Raw genomic sequence first — 17,725 nt, 5'->3', positions numbered from 1 at the left:
ACCCGAAGGTCGTCGGTTCAAATCCGGCCCCCGCAACCAACTTCTGACTGCTTTTCTTCTGAATTACCTCTCTGATTACCTCCAGCATCTGTTGCTTGCACACAATAATGTGTGTTTTTCCGATCCCTCTCGCCATTTGTTCGGTATCATCCTGCTTTCTGTTCATGGATGAGGCCGCACCCTGTGATGACCCCTTTTAGCTATTCTTCTCCCCAAATCACGATGCAGAGCACCTCCCTCGCCGAAGTAATGGCAGGGCCGGCTGCCGTCAAACTCCTGCTCATTGCCGACTCAGCGCGCGATACCCTGCTGGCGACGCCTCCCTTTGCCGCCGTGGCAACCCAGATAGCCCTGGGTCAGAAGGCCCCCTATTCCCTTGACGACAGTCAGGGGCTGCAACGGGTGATCTTCATGGATGCCCGCCCGGTCCTGGATCATCGGCTCTATAAGCAGGTGCGCAGCTGGGTGGGCTCGCTGGCGGGCCTCAAGGCGACGCACCTGGCGCTCCATCTGGAGGGCTTTGACGATGAGCATCGCGCCCAACTGGCAAGGGTGGTGCTCGCCTGCCTGCTCGCCGCCGATGTGACCCTGCCGACCCAGAAACGGAGTGAGGCGACAAGATCGGGTTATCAGCAGTTGCAACTTTCCCCCCCTTGCGAGCTGGACATGGCCCGCCTGAGCGCAGAAACCGAAGGCAACGGTCTGGCTCGCCACCTGGCAGTGCTGCCAGCGTCCGAGCTCAATGCCCGTCATTACCGGGCCTATGCCCGGGAGCTGGCGCAGCAGGAGGGGTGGCTGTGGCAGGAGTTTGATGAGACGACCCTGGCACAGAAGGGGGCTGGCGCCTTCCTGGCGGTGGCCCGTGGTTCGGCGGACGGTCAGGCCGCCATCGTCAGGCTCAGTTACTGTCCGGCCAACCCGATGCGCCGCGTCGCGCTGGTGGGCAAGGGGATCTGCCACGACTCCGGTGGCTACAACCTGAAAGTCGGTGGCAGCATGTATGGCATGCACCTGGACATGGGGGGCAGCGCGGTGGCCCTTGGCACGCTGCTGGCCATCAGCCGGGCGAAACTCCCCGTTGAGGTGCACTGCTGGCTCGCCATCGCCGAGAACCACATCGGCCCGCAGGCCTTCCGGCCCGGTGAGGTGGTGACCGCCCTCAACGGTACCACCATCGAAGTGGTGGACACCGACGCCGAGGGTCGCATGGTGCTGGCGGATGCCCTGACCCTGGCGGCCGGGGACAAACCCGACTTGCTGATCGACTACGCCACCCTGACTGGCGCCTGCAAACGGGCGCTCGGCAGCCGTTACAGCGGCGCCTTCACCAACCGCCCCGAGTGGCTCACCACGCTGATAGCGCTGGGCCAGCAGAGCGGGGAACGAGTCTGGCCCTTCCCCCTGGACGAGGATTACGATGACAACCTCGATAGCGAGTGGGCCGATCTGTTACAGTGCGCGCCGGGCGCCTCCCCGGATCACATCGATGCCGCCCGTTTTCTCACGCGCTTCGTGCCCGCCGAGCTTCCCTGGTTGCACCTCGACCTGAGTGGTTTTCGCAACAAGGGGGGCAATGGCGTGGTGGGCAGCGAGGTAACCGGCTTTGGTGTCAGGCTGACCCTGACCCTGCTCGACAGCCCTCTGGGGATGGGTGCGCCCGACGCATGACAACGTGGCCAAGCACAATCAATAAGGACAAGCGTGAAACAAGCAAGCTATGACTGGGTGCTGTTCGATCTGGACGAAACCCTGCTCGATTTTCCGGTCGCCAGGGCGCTGGAGCGGACCCTGCAGATCTACGGCGTGGCGCCGACTCCCCCCAAGATGGCGGAGTACCATGCCCTCAACCAGCGGCTCTGGCAGCAGTACAACTCAGGGGAGATTGACGCCACCCACCTGCAGCAGACCCGTTTTTCGCTCTTTGCCGAGCAGGTCAACGTGGCGCCCATGGCGATGAACGAGACCTTCCTGCAGCAGATCATCGCCCTGAGCGTGCCGCTGGAGGGGGTGGAGGAGACCCTGCAGGCCCTGAAGAGCAAGGTCAGAATGGGGATCATCACCAACGGCTTCAGCCTGCCCCAGCGCGGGCGCCTCGACAAACTGGGCTGGAACAGCTGGTTTGAGCCTCTCGTTATCTCTGACGAGGTGCAGGTGACCAAGCCGGCGGCGGCCATCTTCCAGCATGCCCTGGCGCAGATGGGTCAGCCGAGCCCGGCGCGGGTGTTGATGGTGGGGGACAATCCCAAGACCGACATCGCCGGTGCCGCCGCCCAGGGGCTTGCCACCTGCTGGTACAACCCGGGGCGGGAGACAGTCCCGTGCGAGGCGACCCACGAGATCCACCACTTCGCCCATCTCTGCGCGATCGTGCTGGGAGAGTAGGTCCCCATGTCCGCAAGGATGTAAAAAACAAGGCAGCCCATGGGCTGCCTTGTTTGCATCCGGCGTCTGCTAGCGGCCGAGGCGGGCGAGCAGCCAGGCCTCCAGCAAGGCCACTCCGGGGGCCAGCACGGCTTCGTCGAAGTCGAACTCCGGATGATGGTGGGGGGCCGCGAGGTTGGCTCCCAGGATGAGATAGGCGGCTTCGCCGCCGTGCTGCTGTACCCGCTCGATGAGGAAACCGGCATCCTCGCTGGCCCCGAAGCGGCGGGTGTGGATGGTATCAAGGGAGATCCCCTCTGCGAGAGGCACGATTTCCTCGATGAGGGCTGGGCTGTTCTCGATGCCGATCGCTTCCCCCTGTTTGCGGATGTGGTAGGTCGCGCCCTGCATCAGGGCCGCCCCCTCCACAATCTGCTGCACCTGATTGAACATGTAGTCGTTGAGGGCGGGCGTCGCGCCACGGGTCTCCCCCATCAGGCGGGCATGGCCCGGGATGACGTTGCGTCCACTGCCGCCGTTGAGCTGCCCCACGTTGATGCGGGTCATGCCGTCCCGATGGCGGGGAATGCCGAGCATGGCGGTGGTGGCCATGCAGGCCGCCGCCAGGGCATTGTGGCCCGCGTTGGGCTCGAGCCCCGCATGGGCGGCTTGCCCCATGAACTCCACGTCGAATTTGGTTGAGCAGAGAAACTCGGTGGGGTTGACCACCAGCTCACCACTGTTCGCGTGAATGCCGATGTGCAGTGCTAGCAGGGCGTCCACATCGTCGAGCTGCCCCCCTGCCGCGAGCGCCTTGCCGCCTCGGCAGCCCTCTTCAGCCGGCTGGAAGAAGAGCTTGATGCGGCCAGTGAGGCGATCGGCGAGGGCCGCGATCCGCTCGGCCAGCACCAGCCCGATGGCGGTGTGACCATCGTGGGCACAGGCGTGCATCCAGCCCGGGTTAGCGGAGTGCCAGCCTCCCTGGCCGGGCTGGTGTGACGCCTCCTGGCTCTCTTCGACCTCCACCGCATCGATATCGAAGCGAAACGCCAGGGTGGGGCCGGGGCGCCCGCTCTCCCAGAGTCCCATCACGCCGGTGAGTGCGTCGATCCGCGTCAGCCACTCCGGATGCGCCCCCTGGTGCAGGGCACGGGCCTTCTGGGCCTCGACGTCTATTTCCCGTCCCATGATGAGGGTGCTGGCGAGCAGTTGATCCCCCAGCATGATGGAGAAACCGAGTTCACTGAGGTGTTGGGCGATGAGGGTGGTGGTGCGAAATTCACACCAGGCGGCTTCGGGGTGACGATGAAGGTCGCGGCGCCAGTGGCGCAAGGCATCCTGAGTCATGGTGGTTCCTGCGTGGCAAATCCAGCGGCCATTGTGACGGGCAGGGGGGCAAGAGTAAATCCCGCAGAGGGAGATGCGACAAGGGGAGCCCGGGCTCCCCTTGAAAGATGGCATGGATGTCGACGAGGTCGTTTTGTGTGCGCAGATCGCACTCAATGATGGCTTGGCATCATCCTTTGCCAGAGCACGTCAAAAACCCATGTTGCAGTCTGTTTTTTGAACCACCCCTCTGGTGCAGAGGTGGCAGATGACTGATTGACCGACTTAGAGCTGTGCCAGCGACGGCATGGAGACGGCAACCAGAGTGAAAAACACGGTGAAAACGGCGGTAACTACGAACTCTTTCATGATTTTATCTCCCTTGGTTGGCTCATGATGGAACCAAGATACCACAACAGAACGATAAAACAACGAAAAATGTAATTATGAGGCGAAAATGGTTTGCCAGTGAAATACTACTGCATTTTCCCAAGTTTAAGGGCGTTTTTTGTCCTGGAAAGGGTTTTATGGTGATGTCAGTGAAAGTGGATACATATAAATCCTTTAAATACATCGAGTTATGTTGTTTTTGTGACTCTCTTCTTGATGGTTTCGATTGGGGTCTTTGTGGTGATCTCCATTTTTCATCAGCAAAATGGCCTGCGGGATGCGCCGATTGATGTCGCCATAGGGAGGTTGGTGGTTGTCAGCCAGGTTTTGTCATCCCATGTCATGTTTTCTCACGACCTGTGTCCCAACCCCAGTCTGCAAGGCTGTTGCCAGCCAGGGTTATCCGATGAAGCCTCAATTTTCTGCTCATCCCAAACAGGATGGGAGTAAAAAGAGTACGAAAAAACGACAAAACGGCCGTCAAAGGAGCATGGAAGGAAAGGGGGGAAGGCGGGAAAATGGGGGGCGATCTTCATGGGGCCTTGGGTGGTCGGAAGCCCCGTTTTTCGCTGTTTTCTTGGGGGGACGAGCCACTGGGCCCGCGCGCAGGGGAAGCGGGCGATATCGTCGGCCCACCCGGTTTGTTATATGGCGCCAGTGTGATGGGATGAAGGGCAGGGGAGGCCTGGCGCAGGGCCGTGGCTCTGCGGCACCAAGGCCTTTATCCAGACCCGTCGCGAACAAGGTGAGCAAGCAGAAAAGCGGGGGAAAGAAGTAAAGGAGAAGGTCGTGGGGTCAGAGGCTCAGGGCCGCCGGGCAAGGGGTAAGAGATGGCGACAGTGGCCAGTGGATAGTCGGGCCCCCGCAGAGGGAGGAGGGAGTGAGGAGCCCGCATAAAAAAACCCTCCAGAGGAGGGTTTTTTGTCAGACCACAGCCCTTAGAACAGGGTGGTGGAGAGATCGTACAGCTCCTGGTTGAACGGGCGCTTCAGGTTCTCGATGCAGTCGATGATGTCGTGGTGCACCATCTCGTTGCCCTGAATGCCGACGCAGCGGCCACCCTGGCCCGCCAGCAGTTGCTCGACGGCGAAGGCACCCATGCGGCTGGACATGATACGGTCACGGGCAGTGGGAGAACCGCCACGCTGGATGTGACCCAGGATGGTGGCGCGGGTTTCGCGGCCGGTCATGGCCTCGATGTCTTTCGCCAGGGCGTTGACGTCGGTGACGTGCTCGCAGATGGTGATGATGGCGTGCTTCTTGCCCTTGGCTTCCCCTTCCTTGATCTGTTGCAGCAGCTTCTCCTTGTCGAAGGCCACTTCCGGCACGATCACGTACTCGGCACCACCGGCAACGGCGGCAGACATGGCCAGATCGCCGCAGTGGCGGCCCATGATCTCGACCACGGAGATGCGGTGGTGGGAGCTGCAGGTGTCGCGCAGGCGGTCAATGGCGTCCACGACCACGTTCAGGGCGGTGTCAAAGCCGATGGTGAAGTCGGTACCGGCGATGTCGTTGTCGATGGTGCCCGGCAGGCCGATGCAGGGGAAGCCCTCTTCGGTCAGCTTCTTGGCACCCATGTAGGAGCCGTCCCCGCCGATGACCACCAGGGCATCGATGCCGTGTTTCTTCAGGTTTTCGACCGCTTCGGCACGGACTTTCGGATCCTTGAAGGCGGGGAAACGGGCGGAGCCGAGGAATGTACCGCCACGGTTCACGACGTCGGAGACGCTGTGACGCTCGAGCTTGACGATACGGTCCTGGTGCAGACCGAGGTAGCCATCATAGATGCCGTAAACTTCCAGGCCATGATGCAGACCGGCGCGCACCACGGCGCGGATGGCTGCGTTCATACCCGGTGCGTCACCACCACTGGTCAAAACACCAATACGTTTGATTTGTTTGGTCATGAGTGCCTCTGGATCTGAGTTGTCGAAAATCAAGATTCTGAAAAATACGGCTGGCCGCTTTTACTATATCGGCTTTCCTATGGCGAGAGGGTCCATAGGAAAGCGATATGCAAAGAGGGGCGGGGCCCCTCTTTGCTTGGCGCTTACTTGGCGGCGCCAGCGATGATCTGGGAGAAGTCGTCCACTTTCAGGGACGCGCCACCCACCAGGCCACCGTCGATGTCCGGCTGGCCGAACAGGTCGGCAGCGGTGGCGCCAGTCACGGAGCCGCCGTACAGGATCTGTACCTTGGCAGCCACGGCTGCATCAAAACCGGCCAGGTATTGACGGATGTGGGCGTGAACGGCCTGAGCGATTTCCGGGGTGGCAGTCTTGCCGGTACCGATGGCCCATACCGGCTCGTAAGCGATGACGGCGTTCTCGAAGGAGGCGATACCGCAGCGATCGATCACGGCCTTGAGCTGGGTCTCGACCACCTGGTTGGTGGTACCGGCTTCGAACTGGGCCAGGGTTTCACCGATGCACAGCACGGGGATCAGGCCGCCCTTCTGGATGGCTTCGTACTTGGCAGCCACCACGTCGTCGGTCTCTGCGTGCAGGGTACGACGCTCGCTGTGGCCGACCAGGGAGTAGGTGCAGCCGAAGGCTTTGAGCATGGAGGGGGCGTTTTCGCCGGTGAAGGCGCCGGACTCGTGAACGTCGGCGTTCTGGGCACCGTAGGCGATCTTGCTGCCAGCGGTCAGCTGTTCAACCAGACCCAAAAAGATAACCGGCGGGCAGACGGCCACTTGCACGGAAGGATGAGCGGCAGCGGCCGGGGTCAGTCCTTTGATCAGGGCTTCTACAGAAGCCTTGGTGCCGTTCAGTTTCCAGTTACCCATTACCAGGTGCTGTCTCATCTTCTATATCTCCTAGGCATTTGATTGCGCAACATTATATGAATTGAACCGAGCCCAAGATAGCTGACCCGGCGGCAAATGACGTAATTTTTTTTCGCTTTCCTGATCCAAATCAGGAATGCAAGGCGCGATTGCTCACTCGGTAACCTGCCCACGCAAACGGGCCCACCATACCCCAATCCACTCGTGAATGGCAGCCTCGGAATACATCAGATAACGTCCCTTGGGGAGGTAGCTGTAGAGGGGTTGTGGCTCCTGACTCTGCTTGGCGGTGTAATCGGTGGGAGCCGGCACCGCATCGAGTCCCTGACTGCGATAGAGGGCCATGGCCCGGGGCAGGTGGGTGGCCGAACTCACCAGCGCCACCCGCTTGCCGTTGAGGTGGGCGGCGATGCTGACCGCCTCGTCATGGGTGTCTTTGTTGTTTTCAAACAACGTCATGCGCGCACGCGGGATGCCAAGGCTGGCTGCCATGCGGGCGTTGACCTCGGCGTTCGACAGGGGATCCCCGGCCACGGCGCCGGAGAAGACCAGCTCGGCCTCTGGATAGGCCAGGGCCAGGCGAACCCCTTCCAGGGTGCGCGCCAGGGAGATGTTGTTTTGCCAGGCGCGCTCTGGGATGGCCGGATCGCTCACATGACCGTTGCCCAGCACGACGATGGCCTGGATGTCAGGATGCAGGCTCACCTCGAAGGGGGGATAGGTCTGCTCCAGGCTGCGGGCCAGCTCGTAGCTCACCGGCCGCGTCCCCATCAGGGCGATGATCACCAAGGAGAGGGTCGCCAGCAGCCTGCCGCTTTTTTGAAAGCGGGTGAACCAGAGCAGCACGAGCGCCAGCACCAACAAGGAGAGAGAGAAGGGGAGCGGCATCAGCAGATGGCCCAGCCATTTCTTGATGACAAAGAAGTTGAGCTCGAACACGACAGACACGTCCTTGAGTTTTCAGCAAATTCGGGATGTGACAGAATACCCCTCTTTTTTCCTGTGGCCCAATCCTGTGTGGTTCCTCCTGCGGCCCTCATGGCGGGGCGGTCGAAGATGAGTGTGTCTTGAAGCAAGATCAGAGTTTTGACGGGCGCGCGGACAAGTTCGCTCGCAACATTTACGACTCCACCAAGGGGCGCATTCGCACCACCATTGTCTGGAGTGACATCGAAGCCTGCCTGGCGCGCCTGGGCAACCGGCCGCTGCGCATCCTGGATGCCGGCGGCGGCTTTGGCTACTTCGCCCAGAAACTGGCGGCCATGGGCCATCAGGTGGAGCTGTGCGATTTGTCGGCAGAAATGCTGGATCTGGCCCGGGAGCAGATCGCCGAGAAGGGGCTGGAAGACAGAATTCGTCTCATCCATTGCCCCATTCAGGATCTCAAGCGCCAGGTGACCGGCACCTTCGATCTGGTGCTCTGTCACGCGGTACTGGAGTGGCTCGCCGAGCCGCGCCAGACCTTGCTGGGTCTGTTCCCTTTCGTCAAGGCTGGGGGCATACTGTCGCTGCTTTTTTACAATCGTCACGGCCTCCTGTTCCAGAGCCTGGTGGTGGGTAATTTCGACTATGTGCGCCTGGGCCTTCGCAAGAAACGCCAGACAGCCCTGACGCCCACCAATCCCCAGTTGCCGGAGCAGGTCTATGACTGGATAGGCCGGGGGGGATTGCGGATCATCGGCAAGACCGGGGTGCGCGTCATCCACGACTACATGCGCCACAAGCAGGATCAGGTCGAGAAGTTCGAGGACCTGCTGGCCATGGAGCAGCAATATTGCCGCCAGGAGCCCTTTGTTTCCCTGGGGCGCTACATCCATGTGATGGCCCAGAAACCGGCCGGTTGAGACACACCGGCGTGAATACGATGCGGGATCCAGCCGCCGGGGCGCCACCGACCCCGGCCTATATCACCACGGCGGGCGAAGACCTGCCGACTATAACAACGAGATGATAACGTCATGATGAGTACATCCCGTACCCTGCCAGAGACGGTGGGATGGGTCAGACAGGAGGGGTTGGCGCTGAACCTCCCCACCGACAGGCTGGCCTTTCTGATAGCGATCAAGACGCTCTCCGAGGACGAGTCTGATCTCTCTGAGGCCGCGCTGCACGATGCCTTTGGCTATGTCAGCAGTGCCTTCGGCCAGATGGACGAGACCCTCACCGGTCGCGCCAACAACGCCATCAACGATCTCATTCGCCAGCAACTGCTGTCGCGTTTCACCACCGACATGGTGGCGGGCGAGAGCCTCTACCGCCTGTCGCGCCTTGGCATGAGCATCGTCGATTTCTTCATGGATCAGCGCCAGGTGGACTCCATCAAGCTCTCCATCCTGCTCGAGCACCTGGCGGCCGAGCTCGACACCGCCCGCAAGGCGGCGCTCGAGACCAACACCCGGGAGCAGTGGGACGCCGAGGTGCTGCCGCGCCTCTCCTTCTCCCTGGAAGAGACGCTCGGGCGCATCGATCTCACCCAGCGCGCCATGGACGAGCAGCAAAACCAGGTCAAGAGCGAGATCGCGGCCCTGCTGACCCAGAACTGGGTCGATGCCATCCACAGCTGCGAGAAGCTCCTGCACGAGACCGGCCAGACCCTGCGCGAGTTGCAGGACACCCTGGACGCCGCCGGCCACCGCCTGCAGGCGGGGCTGCTCAACATTCAGGAAGCGGCCCAGGGGCGTGAGGATCTATTCCACGTCGAGGAGCTGACCCACGCCCTGCAGGGGCGTCTGGATGTCATCACCGCCTGGGGCCAGCAGTGCATCGAGCTCTGGTCCCGTTATGACAGGCACGTCCACAAGTTCATCCGCAACGCCATCGACATGGACAAGAACCGCGCCTTCAGCCAGCGGCTGCGGGAATCCATCCGCAACTTCGAGCAGCACAGCTGGTTGTTGCGGGTGGCCGAAGAGCCCCGTTTGCTGGAGCTGCGGGATGAAACCATCGCCATCCACGACGAGGAGGTGACCGGCGAGGTGCCCCTCGAGATGGAGTACGTGGAGATGGTGGACATCAACCAGGAGCTGGCGGAGCGCATCGAGCGCTACCTGGCCCGCTACCCGGAGCAGGGAGATCGGCTGGATCTTGCCGACGTGCTGCGGGAATACCTGCTGGACTACCCGGCTCATGCCCACTTCGACGTGGCGCGCCTCCTGATCGATCAGGCCGTGCGTCTCGGCCATGCCAGCGGTGAGCGCGAGCACCACCGCCAACCCGCATGGAAACCCATCAACCAAGCTGGATCCAAGGTTCAGGCCTATGTCATCGATCAATACTGAATTCCCCTTGCCCCTGCGGCTCGCAGAGGCCATCGCCAACCCCTTGTTTCCGCGCATCGACACCGCCCTGCGCTCCGGTCGCCACATCAGTGCCGACGAATTCGAGCAGCACTCGGCCCTGGTGGAGTACCACCAGGAGCTGGAGATCTTCTACGGGCGCTATCAGGTGGAACTCATCAAGGCGCCGGAAGGCTTCTTCTACCTGCGTCCGCGCCCGAGCGCCGACATCGGAACAACAGTGCTATCCGAGCTCGATATGCTGGTGGGCAAGGTGCTCTGCTACCTGTTCCTGAGCCCGGACAGGCTCGCCTCTGAAGGGGTGTTCGCCATGGGCGAGCTGCAAGAAGAGGTGCTGAGTCTGGCGGACGAGAAGCAACTGCTGCGCATGGTCAACAGCCGCTCCGGCGGCACGGATCTGGACAAGAAGAAGCTCCTCGAGAAGATCCGCACCTCCATGCGTCGCCTCAAGCGCCTCGGGATGATCACCCCCCTTGGCAACAGCGACAAATTCCGGGTCAACGAATCCGTGTTCCGCTTCGCCGCCGATGTGCGCTCCGACGAGGATCCCCGCGCGGTGCAACTGCGGATGATCCAGGAAGGGGAGGCCATTTTCCACGACGACGAGATGCCGAGCAGCGATTCCCTGTTCGAGGATATCGAAGAGGATCTGGACGAAGAGCAACTGGAGCTGGAGGTGGAAGATGATCTGCAACGTTAATGTGCCGGCACTGATGGTGTCTGCCGGTTTGATGGAGAGTGTGGCGTGAGAGGCAAATTCAAATCCCTGACCATGGTCAACTGGAACGGCTTCTTCGCCCGCACCTTCGATCTCGACCAGCTGGTCACGACCCTGTCCGGCGGCAACGGCGCGGGCAAGTCCACCACCATGGCGGCCTTTATCGCGGCCCTCATTCCCGACCAGTCACTGCTTCACTTCCGTAATACCACGGAAGCGGGTTCCAGCAGTGCCTCCCGCGACAAGGGGCTTTACGGCAAGCTGCAGCGTGGCCACTGCTATTCGCTGCTGGAAGTGATGAACAGCCGCGAGCAGCGGATCTGGGTTGGCGTCCACCTCGAACAGGTGGCCAACCGTGACAACAAGGTCAACATCACCCCGTTCGCCCTGGTGGATGTGCCCGAGCACCTGGCGCCCACGGATCTGCTGCTGGAGAAGCTCGACGACGGCAAGGGCCGGGTACGTGCCTTCGCCGATCTGAAGGGGGCGGCAGCGGAGCTTGGCGCCATCAAGGTCGCCAAGTTCAATACGGTGACCGATTATCACAACTTCATGTTCGAGTTCGGCATCACCCCGAAGAAGCTGCGGGATCAAAAGGATCGCGGCAAGTTCTATCGCCTGATCGAAGCCTCCCTCTACGGCGGTATTTCGTCTTCCATCAGCCGCTCCTTGCGTGAATACCTGCTGCCGGAGAACTCCGGGGTGCGCAAGGCGTTCCAGGACATGGAGGCGGCCATCTACGAGAACCGCCGCACCCTGGAAGCCATCAAGGAGACCCAGGGTCAGCGGGATCTCTTCAAGAACCTGATCACCGAGACCACCCACTATGTGGCCGCGGAGTATGTGCGGGGCGCTGCCGAGAAGAGCCGCCTCTCCGAGCTGGCCCTCAAGGCACGCTCTGAGCTCGCCGGCAAACGCCGTCTGCTGGCCGAGGAGAAGCAGCGCGCCATCTATCTGGCGGACGAGGTGGATCAGCTCACCAACCGCGAGAAGCTGCTGACCGACGAGCTGGAATCCGCCGCCGAGCACCTGGCCAAGGTGATGGCGGCCGTGGCGCTGCAAAAGAAGATTGCCCTCTATCGCGCCGATCTGGCGGAGCTCAACGACAAGCTGGAGCAGCAGCAGGCGGTGGTGGAAGAGATCCACGGCCAGTTGCTGGAAGTGGAAGAGCGCAAGGAGCTGGCCCAGGCAGAGGTGGACAGTCTCAAGACCCAGCTCGCCGACTATCAGCAGGCGCTCGATATCCAGCAGACCCGCGCCATCCAGTACCGTCAGGCGGTGCAGGCGCTGGAGACGGCCCGCGAGCAGTGCGAGCTGCCGGGGTTCGAGCCTGCGCAGGCGAGCGACACCCTGCACCAGTTCCGCGCAGCCGAGCAGAGCTTGACCAGCCGCGTGCTGGGGGCCGAGCAGCAGTTGGCGCTGGCCAAGGCGGCGGTGGCCGAACACGAAGCGGCGCTGGCGCTGCTGCTCAGCATCGCCCCCGAGACAGTGCGCGAGGCTGCCTGGCCCACCGCGCAGGGGCTGCTCAAGCGCCACATCGAAGACAAGGCCCGCATTGCCCAGGGGCAAGGACTGCGCGCCGCCCTGGCTCGCCTCGAGAAAGAGAGCGAAAGCCAGAAGACCCTCTTGCGGCTGCGAGACGAGCTGGCCCAGGCGTCTGGTCAGCACATTGCCAGCCAGGACGAGCTGGAGATCTTCCTCGAAGCCCAGCGCACCCGCCAGGAGGAGCTCTCCGAGCAGCAGGCGGAGGCCAATCAGCGCCGCGCCAGCCTCGAGCATCAGGGCACTCAGCTGGGCCGCGATATCGCGGAACTGACCAAGCTGGCCCCGCGCTGGCTCAAATCCTTTGAAAAACTCGAGCAACTGCGCGAGCAGAGTGGCTTGGCCTTGGCCACCGCCGAAGAACTCTCTTCCGGCATGCAGAGCGTGCTCGACAAGGAGCGGGAGTTCGAGCAGGAGAGCAACCGCATTCAGGGCCAGAAACAGGCGCTGGAGATGCAAATTCGCAACCTGCAGCTGGGTGCAGGCGAGGCGGATCCCCGTCTTGCCCGCATCGCCGAGCAGGTGGGGGGCGTGCTGCTCTCGGACGTCTATGACGACATCTCCATCGATGATGCCCCTTACTACTCCGCACTCTACGGCCCGGCTCGCAGCGCCCTGGTGGTGCTCGACCTCGAAGGCGCCATCGAGCGGCTGAAAAAGCTGGAAGATTGCCCGGAAGATATCTACCTCATTCAGGGCAACCCCGACTCCTTTGACGAGGATCTGGTGGAAGCGGACGAGCTGGGGGACGCCGTGCTGGTGCGCACCAGCAAGCGTCAGGTGCGCTTCTCCCGCTACCCCGAGCTGCCGCTGTTTGGCCGCGCCGCCCGGGAAAAACGGATCGAGCAGCTCGACCTTGAGCGCGAAGGGCTCATCGAGGGTTACGCCAAGGCCGCCTTCGAGCAGCAGAAGTACCACCGCCTCTACGGTCACTTCCGCGACTTTATCGGTCAGCATCTGGATATCGCCTTCCGCCCGGACCCCGAAGCCGAGGTGCAGGCCAAACAGGCCGAGCAGCGCAAGCTGCAAGAAACCATCGCCGAGTGCGACAAGCAGCTGAGTGATGCCAAAGCGGCCGCCGCCCAGCTGACCCGCCATATCCAGCTGGTGCAGGGGATGCTGCCCTTTGCCCACCTGTTTGCCGAGGCAGACCTGGCGGCCCGCCTCGAGGCGGCTCACGCCGACGTGGAGGCGCTTAAAACAGCCGAAGCCTTTATCGCCAAACACGGCAAGGCGTTGGAAAAACTGGAAACCATGGTGCAGGTGCTGCGCCAGGATCCCCAGGATCTGGCTGCCCTGCAGGCGGCCTTTGACGAGGTGAGCGACCTGCTGGCCGCGCAGAAACGCCGCTGCTACGCCCTCGATCAGCTGGTGGCCCGTCTGCCGCACTTTGCCTATCAGGATGCGCAAGACCTGCTGGGCAAGGCGTCCGAGATGAGCGAGCGACTCAAAGAGAAGCTCAAGGCGGCGGAGCTTGCCGCCCGCACCGCCGGTGAGCAGCACAAGCAGATCACCCAGCGCCACACCGAGGCGCTGCAACTGCGCACGGCGCTCGATTCCAGCGCCTCGGCCAAGGGGCAGACCCTGGCGGAGTTCGAGCAGGAGCTGGCGGCCATGGGGCTGACCCTCTCTGACGATATGGAAGAGAAGGCCCGTGCCCACAAGAAAGAGATTGAAGAGCTGCTTATCCGCACCCGGACCCGCCGCACCAGCGCCGAGGCCCAGTTGCAGGTGTGCAAGCGCGAAATCGAATCCCTTGGCGGTCGTCTCAAGCTGGAAGGCAAGGATTACTACAGCGCCCGCAAATCCCTGGTGGGTCACAAGGCGAGCTGGTCGCGGGTGGTGCGTCTGGCACGGGAGACCGACGTCGAGAAGCGTCTGAACAAGCGCGAGCTGGCTTATCTTGACAGCGACGAGCTGCGCTCCATGTCGGACAAGGCCCTCGGCGCCCTGCGGGTGGCGGTGGCCCACGACGAGGCCCTGCGCGATGCGCTGCGTCTGTCGGAAGGCAACCGCAGCACCGAGCAGAAGGTCGCCTTCTACGTGCAGGTCTACCGTTACCTGAAAGATCGCATCCGCAACGACATCATCCGCTCGGACGATCCGGTGGAAGCCATCGAGGAGATGGAGATCGAGCTGGCGCGCCTCGCCGACGAGCTCAAGCAGCGGGAAACCCATCTGTCCCTCTCCTCCCACGAGGTGGCGGCCAAGATCACCAACATCATCCGCCGGGAGCAGAACCGCATCCGGGTATTGAACCAGGGCCTGCAGAACATCGCCTTCGGTCTGGTGCGCGGGGTGCGTCTCAACGTCAATATCCGCGAGGCCCACACTCGCCTCCTGACCGCGCTCGCCGATCAGAGCGCCATGCACAACGATCTCTTCGCCGACAAGGAGCTCAGCTTCTCCGAGGCCATGGCCAAGCTCTTCCAGCGTCTCAACCCGCAGGTGGAGCAGGGGGAGCGCAACTATCAGGTGATGGGGGACGTGCTGCTGGATTATCGCAACTACCTGGAGCTGGAGATCGAGGTGCAGCGCGGGGCTGACGGCTGGCTGCGTGCCGAGAGCGGCGCCCTCTCCACCGGCGAGGCGATCGGCACCGGTCAGGCCATCCTCTTGATGGTGCTGATCAGCTGGGAGGAGGAGTCCCGCCGTCTGCGCGGCAAGGACATCGCTCCCTGCCGCTTGTTGTTCCTGGACGAAGCGGCGCGGCTTGATGGCAAATCCATCGCCACCCTGTTCGAGCTGTGCGAGCGCCAGGACATGCAGCTGCTTATCGCGGCGCCGGAGAACATCAGCCCCGAGAAGGGCACCACCTACAAGCTCATCCGCAAGGTGCAGGGCAAGCACGAGCACGTGCATGTGGTGGGGCTGCGCGGCTTTGGCTTTGCCGACGACAAGCTCATCGCCTGACATCTTCCCCTGACAGGGGCTGACGGGTGAACACACAAACGGGAGGCCTGGGCCTCCCGTTTTCCATGGGAAATGTGAGAGAGTAGGCCCCTGTTAACGGAAGCCCGACTGGCGATGCTGGTCGCTCTGTCCCATCGAGGAAGCAACGCATGACGACGCGACAAAAAGGGCTGCTGGCCTCCCTGTGCCTGCTGCTGGCAGCCTGCAGCAGCCAGCCTGATGCAGGCAGTGCGGGCAACTGGCGAGGCTATACCCAGACGGGGCTTGCCTCCTATTACGCCGATCGCTACCACAACAAGCGCACCGCCAGCGGGGAGCCTTACCAGCGCCACGCCAACACCGCCGCCCACATGACACTGCCCTTCGGCGCCCTGGTGAGGGTCACCAACCTCGCCAACGACAAGAGCGTGGTGGTGCGGGTCAACGACAGGGGTAACTTCCCCCGCGGGCGCATCATCGATCTCTCCAGGGCGGCGTTCAGCGCCATCGGCAATCCCCGATCCGGGCTTATCAAGGTCAGGATTGAGGTGCTCTAGTCGCCGGTTCTGCATGTGCCCGAGCCCCTCCATACCCGGGCCGCTGGAAGAGGATGCTTCCCAGTGATCGCGGGCCATCTTCTTTGTTCCATTGGTGAGGTTGCCAACGCGGCTTCCCATTTTCCGGTGCGCCATTAAGATAGCCAAACGAAAAACAGGGTGTCTTTGCCATCTGGCGGCAACCGGGCATGGCATGGTGTGCGAGACACCCCTTCAACCCCTGCCCATGTTTTGTCGCTAAGGCGCAGGCTATAAAGAGAGACGTCATTCACAGGGAGGATCAGAACATGACTGACAAACGCGCCATTCAGGCAACGGCCATCCCCGAGCACAAGGCAAAGTCCCTCTATCCGGAGCCCTTTGCCTCCCTGGTCAAGCACCGCACCCGGCGCAGGCTGGGGGATCATTTCGGCCTCGCCAATTTCGGGGTCAATCTGACGACCCTGGCACCGGGGGCCATCTCGGCGCTCAAGCACCATCACGGCCTGCAGGACGAGTTCGTCTATGTGCTCTCGGGCAATCCCACCCTGCGCCACGGGGAGGAGGAGTACCGGATGTCGCCGGGGGAGTGCATCGGCTTCAAGGGGGGCAGCGGCCTGGCCCACCAGTTGCTCAACCACGGTGAGGTGGACGCCGTCTATCTCGAGGTGGGGGACAGGCTGCCAGGGGACACCGTCGACTATCCCGACGACGATCTGGCCCTGGTACAGGGTGCCGATGGCGCCTGGTCAGCCAGACACAAGGATGGCACCCCCTACTAGGGTGCCTCTTCGGGCAATGAGAGAGACCTCCATGGTGTTCAGCCCCTTTTCTGCTGTCAGGGCAGAGGATTTTCTGCCGCTGCTCAACGATGAGACGCTGCGAAAGCACCTGATCCCTCATCCGCTTTTCGATGTGGCCGGGGTGCGCGACTGGATGGCGTACAAGCTGGGAGTCGACGCCCGGCCAGGTTGTCGCGTGCGAGCCATCTTCCTCGACGGCACCCTGGCGGGGTGGTGCGGTATCCAGCCCGATGACGAGGGGGTGGAGCTTGCCATCGTGCTCGCCAAGGCCGGCTGGGGAAGCGGCGTGGCGATTTTCAACGAGATGATGGGGTGGGCGAGGGAGCTTGGCCATCGGACGATCCTCTTTCACTTGCTGGATACCCGCCCGCCTTATCGATCCCTCGCCAGACGGGCCATCTGGGTGAGGAAAACGCGCCTGGGCGAACACCCTTTCACCACCTATTGCCTTGACGTTGAGCGCTGGTCTGCAGGCCCTTAGCCTGGACCAGGGGGCCACAAGCCGTGCCGCCTCCTGGCGGGTCCCGTTGCCACTCTTGGCGCATGATCCCTCCCGCTCGTTTGTTCCTCCGTGCACGGCGTGGTTATCCACCCCGTTGAACACAGTGTTCATTCTGCCCCCCTATATGGCCTCCACCGTCCTGCCTACACTGGGCAACGTCTGATGGGGGGCATCCGGCAGTATAAATCGCTGTCCAGGTTGCACTCTCTGGCGTGTTGACGATGTACAACGGAGAAAACTGGATGAAAAAAGAGACAGACAAACTGGTATCGATCGCGGTGCTCAAGGCCCGTGACGGCATGGGAGAGCGCCTTCGCGATGCCCTGCTTACCTTGATTGACCCCACTCGCCAGGAGCCGGGCAACCTCGATTACGTGCTGTTCGAGTTGAAGGATGAACCCGGCACCTTCTACATGCGGGAAGCCTTCGTGAGTCAGGCCGCCCTGGATGCCCACTGTGAGACCGCGTATTTCCAGGCTTTCGCTCGCCAGGCGGACGAGCTGCTGGCCGAACCCCTTCGGCTTGTCTTCATGGAAGAAGTGAGCCCCTGATCCTTGCCGCAGAGCCC

The 17,725-nt window shown here is 62.3% G+C and carries 14 protein-coding genes; 10 read left to right on the top strand and 4 right to left on the bottom strand.

Features of this window, described 5'->3' with window-relative positions; genetic code table 11:
• The first annotated feature begins 183 nt into the window (after positions 1 to 183).
• Both AACR77_RS01135 and yjjG read left to right on the top strand, forming a co-directional pair.
• Positions 184 to 1,668: a M17 family metallopeptidase gene (locus AACR77_RS01135; RefSeq protein WP_042879266.1), complete on the top strand. Its 1,485-nt coding sequence runs from the start codon at positions 184 to 186 to the stop codon at positions 1,666 to 1,668.
• Positions 1,669 to 1,701: 33 nt separating this feature from the next.
• Complete coding sequence (gene yjjG / locus AACR77_RS01130) at positions 1,702 to 2,382, top strand: pyrimidine 5'-nucleotidase (RefSeq protein WP_042879264.1); 681 nt, start codon at positions 1,702 to 1,704, stop codon at positions 2,380 to 2,382.
• A gap of 69 nt (positions 2,383 to 2,451) precedes the next feature.
• Here yjjG and AACR77_RS01125 read toward each other — a convergent pair whose 3' ends face one another.
• The 4 genes from AACR77_RS01125 to elyC form a co-directional block, all read right to left on the bottom strand.
• Entirely contained in the window at positions 2,452 to 3,708 is a 1,257-nt protein-coding gene (locus AACR77_RS01125) for an amidohydrolase (protein WP_042879262.1), read from the bottom strand.
• A 1,307-nt stretch (positions 3,709 to 5,015) separates the two neighbouring features.
• Entirely contained in the window at positions 5,016 to 5,987 is a 972-nt protein-coding gene (gene pfkA, locus AACR77_RS01120; protein WP_010674852.1) for a 6-phosphofructokinase, read from the bottom strand.
• Between the two features lie 143 nt (positions 5,988 to 6,130).
• Complete coding sequence (gene tpiA, locus AACR77_RS01115; RefSeq protein ID WP_042879260.1) at positions 6,131 to 6,886, bottom strand: triose-phosphate isomerase; 756 nt, start codon at positions 6,884 to 6,886, stop codon at positions 6,131 to 6,133.
• Between the two features lie 135 nt (positions 6,887 to 7,021).
• On the bottom strand, positions 7,022 to 7,807 hold the full coding sequence (elyC, locus tag AACR77_RS01110) for an envelope biogenesis factor ElyC (RefSeq protein WP_041211480.1): 786 nt from the start codon (positions 7,805 to 7,807) through the stop codon (positions 7,022 to 7,024).
• Between the two features lie 128 nt (positions 7,808 to 7,935).
• On the opposite strand from elyC, the gene cmoM reads away from it, so the two are divergent.
• From cmoM to AACR77_RS01070, 8 genes are all read left to right on the top strand, one after another.
• Positions 7,936 to 8,712, top strand: coding sequence for a tRNA uridine 5-oxyacetic acid(34) methyltransferase CmoM (cmoM, locus tag AACR77_RS01105; RefSeq protein WP_042879258.1), 777 nt, complete (start codon positions 7,936 to 7,938; stop codon positions 8,710 to 8,712).
• A 114-nt stretch (positions 8,713 to 8,826) separates the two neighbouring features.
• Positions 8,827 to 10,146 (top strand): chromosome partition protein MukF, encoded by a 1,320-nt coding sequence (gene mukF / locus AACR77_RS01100; protein WP_042863922.1) that lies wholly within the window; start codon positions 8,827 to 8,829, stop codon positions 10,144 to 10,146.
• The gene (mukE, locus tag AACR77_RS01095) at positions 10,127 to 10,864 is read left to right on the top strand and encodes a chromosome partition protein MukE (RefSeq protein ID WP_029314572.1); all 738 of its coding nucleotides are present in this window, start codon (positions 10,127 to 10,129) and stop codon (positions 10,862 to 10,864) included. The genes mukF and mukE overlap by 20 nt, the downstream gene beginning before the upstream one ends.
• Before the next feature lie 45 nt (positions 10,865 to 10,909).
• The gene (mukB, locus tag AACR77_RS01090) at positions 10,910 to 15,337 is read left to right on the top strand and encodes a chromosome partition protein MukB (protein WP_042879256.1); all 4,428 of its coding nucleotides are present in this window, start codon (positions 10,910 to 10,912) and stop codon (positions 15,335 to 15,337) included.
• 149 nt (positions 15,338 to 15,486) lie between these two features.
• Positions 15,487 to 15,873 (top strand): septal ring lytic transglycosylase RlpA family protein, encoded by a 387-nt coding sequence (locus AACR77_RS01085; RefSeq protein WP_042017161.1) that lies wholly within the window; start codon positions 15,487 to 15,489, stop codon positions 15,871 to 15,873.
• A gap of 287 nt (positions 15,874 to 16,160) precedes the next feature.
• Positions 16,161 to 16,634: a cupin domain-containing protein gene (locus tag AACR77_RS01080; RefSeq protein ID WP_041215097.1), complete on the top strand. Its 474-nt coding sequence runs from the start codon at positions 16,161 to 16,163 to the stop codon at positions 16,632 to 16,634.
• 16 nt (positions 16,635 to 16,650) lie between these two features.
• A complete protein-coding gene (locus tag AACR77_RS01075) occupies positions 16,651 to 17,136 on the top strand; it encodes a GNAT family N-acetyltransferase (RefSeq protein ID WP_042879254.1) in 486 nt (161 codons plus the stop codon).
• A gap of 263 nt (positions 17,137 to 17,399) precedes the next feature.
• A complete protein-coding gene (locus AACR77_RS01070) occupies positions 17,400 to 17,708 on the top strand; it encodes a putative quinol monooxygenase (RefSeq protein WP_042879252.1) in 309 nt (102 codons plus the stop codon).
• The last annotated feature ends 17 nt before the right edge of the window (positions 17,709 to 17,725 follow it).

The organism is Aeromonas sp. ZOR0002, from assembly GCF_963866995.1.
Taxonomy (GTDB): domain Bacteria; phylum Pseudomonadota; class Gammaproteobacteria; order Enterobacterales; family Aeromonadaceae; genus Aeromonas; species Aeromonas caviae.
Note: the sequence above shows the minus strand (reverse complement) of the source record. Positions and strands in the feature narration are given on the sequence as shown.

Excerpts from the sequence above, each read along its gene's own strand:
- AACR77_RS01125 (WP_042879262.1), bottom strand. The coding sequence starts at position 3,708 with ATGACTCAGGATGCCTTGCGCCACTGGCGCCGCGACCTTCATCGTCAC.
- pfkA (WP_010674852.1), bottom strand. The coding sequence starts at position 5,987 with ATGACCAAACAAATCAAACGTATTGGTGTTTTGACCAGTGGTGGTGAC.
- tpiA (WP_042879260.1), bottom strand. The coding sequence starts at position 6,886 with ATGAGACAGCACCTGGTAATGGGTAACTGGAAACTGAACGGCACCAAG.
- mukF (WP_042863922.1), top strand. The coding sequence starts at position 8,827 with ATGATGAGTACATCCCGTACCCTGCCAGAGACGGTGGGATGGGTCAGA.
- mukE (WP_029314572.1), top strand. The coding sequence starts at position 10,127 with ATGTCATCGATCAATACTGAATTCCCCTTGCCCCTGCGGCTCGCAGAG.
- AACR77_RS01085 (WP_042017161.1), top strand. The coding sequence starts at position 15,487 with ATGACGACGCGACAAAAAGGGCTGCTGGCCTCCCTGTGCCTGCTGCTG.
- AACR77_RS01080 (WP_041215097.1), top strand. The coding sequence starts at position 16,161 with ATGACTGACAAACGCGCCATTCAGGCAACGGCCATCCCCGAGCACAAG.
- AACR77_RS01075 (WP_042879254.1), top strand. The coding sequence starts at position 16,651 with ATGAGAGAGACCTCCATGGTGTTCAGCCCCTTTTCTGCTGTCAGGGCA.
- AACR77_RS01070 (WP_042879252.1), top strand. The coding sequence starts at position 17,400 with ATGAAAAAAGAGACAGACAAACTGGTATCGATCGCGGTGCTCAAGGCC.